General features: G+C 43.2%; 2 protein-coding genes. One reads left to right on the forward strand and one right to left on the reverse strand.

Annotation, left to right across the window (positions count from 1 at the left end; genetic code table 11):
* The first annotated feature begins 250 nt into the window (after window positions 1-250).
* On the forward strand, window positions 251-1,792 hold the full coding sequence (locus IQ242_RS21410; protein WP_193961335.1) for a ferredoxin--nitrite reductase: 1,542 nt from the start codon (window positions 251-253) through the stop codon (window positions 1,790-1,792).
* Between the two features lie 423 nt (window positions 1,793-2,215).
* Here the strand turns inward: IQ242_RS21410 and IQ242_RS21415 are convergent.
* Window positions 2,216-2,915: substrate-binding domain-containing protein (locus tag IQ242_RS21415; RefSeq protein WP_193961336.1), on the reverse strand; the 700-nt coding region annotated here is incomplete at its 5' end.

A 2,915-nucleotide genomic window follows, 5' to 3' on the forward strand; every position in this document is an offset into this window, starting at 1 on the left:
CCCCCCCTCAATGCACTTACTGCATGATATAAATGCCTAAACACGATGGTGAGCGGATTTCTGTTACAAACAATACAAAATTATCCAAGTTAAAAAGAATTAAATAACAAATAGAGACTAGGTAAATTACTAAATTTTTGCTAATGACGACGGTATTTTAAAGAATACTTATTGTTAAATCCCGATTTCTTCATTTCTAACCCGCACCAACTAGAACAATTACACCCACAAACCAGAAGGAGATAGATTCGTGGTACAAGCACCTGAAAAAGATGGAACAACTCTCAATAAATTCGAGAAATTTAAAGCCGAAAAAGACGGATTAGCCATTAAAGATGAACTGGATCATTTTGCCCAAATCGGTTGGGAAGCGATGGATAAAACCGATTTAGAACATCGCTTAAAATGGGTGGGGGTTTTTTATCGTCCCGTCACCCCGGGTAAATTCATGATGCGTTTGCGGGTTCCTAACGGCATTATTAGCGGTGAGCAAATGCGCGTTTTAGGGGAAATCGTGCAGCGTTACGGCGATGATGGTAATGCCGATATTACCACTCGTCAAAACCTACAATTACGCGGTATTCGCATCGAAGATATTCCTGATATTTTCCAACGACTAAAATCCGTGGGTATGACTTCGGTACAATCGGGCATGGATAATGTCAGAAATATTACAGGTTCACCCATGGCGGGACTAGACGCAGATGAATTAATTGACACCAGGGAATTAGTCCAAAAAGTCCAAGATATGATTACCAACTACGGTCAAGGTAATTATCAATTTAGCAATCTGCCCCGCAAATTTAATATTGCCATCGAGGGGGGACGGGATAACTCTGTTCATGCGGAAATTAACGATATTGCCTTTATTCCTGCCTATAAAGAGGGAGAATTAGGCTTTAATGTCGTAGTAGGTGGCTTTTTCTCGGCTAAACGCTGTGAAGCGGCAATTCCCATTAATGTTTGGGTGAGACCGAATCAGGAAGTGGTGGATTTATGCCGAGGAATTTTGGAAGTTTACCGCGATAACGGATTGCGCGCCAATCGTCAAAAATCCCGTTTAATGTGGTTAATTGATGAGTGGGGAATTGAGGAATTCCGCACGCGGGTGGCTAATCAGTTAGGTTATCCCTTGGCAACGGCAGCGGAAAAAGACGCTATTGACTGGGAAAAACGGGATCATTTAGGAGTTTTTCCCCAAAAACAGGAGGGATTGAGCTATATCGGTCTTTGTGTTCCCGTTGGTCGTCTATTTGCCGATGATATGTTCGATTTGGCCCGGATTGCCGAAGTGTATGGCAGCGGAGAATTGCGTTTAACCGTGGAACAAAACGTGATTATTCCCAATATAGCGGCTGAAAATATGGCGACTCTTTTAACCGAGCCTTTACTGGCTAAGTTTACCCCCAATCCCACTCCTTTACAACGAGCGCTCGTTTCCTGCACGGGGGCGCAATTCTGCAATTTTGCCCTGATTGAAACCAAAAATAAGGCTGTGGACTTGATTCGTCAGTTAGATGCCCAATTAAATATCCCCCGGGGTGTGCGTATCCACTGGACCGGTTGCCCTAACTCCTGCGGACAACCCCAAGTGGCCGATATCGGTTTGATGGGGACAAAAGCGCGCAAAGACGGCAAAACCGTCGAGGGAGTTGACCTCTACATGGGGGGTAAAGTGGGTAAAGATGCCCACCTGGGAAGTTGTGTACAAAAAGGGATTCCCTGTGAAGACTTAAAATCGCTGTTAACCTCTATCCTCATCGAACAATTTGGGGCGACACCGAAAGGTTAATTAACAAGTTTCTCGATACGCTGGGGGGTTTATCCCCTCTTTTTTTTCTGTATCTCTGTTGGGTGAAATTGGCAAACCTGTTGCTATAGTAGGGGGCAGATAGGAGCAGGAAAATCCTTATGTATAGCGTTTCTCACACCTGTGTGGCACAGTCAAACCTTTGCTGATTAAGCTTTTCACCATCGACAATGTACCTCTTGCGAACAGGAAACGCTATATTTTCCTACCAGATGGGAATCGTTACTTAGGGTTTGCTGAATAAATGTGAAATATAGACGAGGTAAGAGTTTTAGGGTACTGTTTCGCCCCCACAGGTGCAAGATTTTGAGAGTACTGTAAGGGCGAAGCATTCGGGCAATAACCTATCGGTGAAACCGTAGATTTTCTATCCGAATGCTTCGCCCCTACTTTTTGCCGCAAACCCTATTTAGCTTCAAATTGAGCTTGTTTGCGAAGTAATTCCCCGATGGTTAAATTGGGTTGAGGTCGGCCATCAAAAACCGTTCCTACCTCAAATTTTTGCAACTGTACCCGTGCTAAATGATAGGCCTCATCGGGTAAGGGAATATAACCAATAGTATCTAATAAATTGGGAACTCGATCGAGATAATATTTAACAAATTTCTCTAAAGCGGGATTCTCTTGGGCTTTTTGGGCATTAACATAAATAAACAAAGGACGAGATAAAGGCTGATATTTACTATCCTCGACATTGCTGCGAGTTGGTTCAATACCGTTAACTTTCAACGCTTTTAATTTATCCCGATTTTGTTCATAGTAAGCATGGCCAAAATAGCCTAAAGCGTTGGCATCTTGACTGACGGCATTAACTAAAGCTTGGTCATCTTCACTAAAATTAAAGTCCCCACGACTGGCATCTTTGCCGTTAATTACATCACTAAAAAAATCGTAGGTTCCGGAATCTTTACCCGGCCCGTGAAGGGTAATCGGTCGGTCGGGCCAAGCGGGATTAATTTGATTCCAACGTTTGATTTTATTCTCGGCTGCTGGTTCCCAAATAGTTCTTAATTCTGTGGTGGAAATATCATCAACCCAGTTATTTTGGGGATTGACTACCACGGTTAAAGCATCAAAAGCGATCGGTAGTTCGATAAATCTTACC

The sequence above is a fragment of the Microcystis sp. LEGE 08355 genome, from assembly GCF_015207185.1.
Classification (GTDB): domain Bacteria; phylum Cyanobacteriota; class Cyanobacteriia; order Cyanobacteriales; family Microcystaceae; genus Microcystis; species Microcystis panniformis.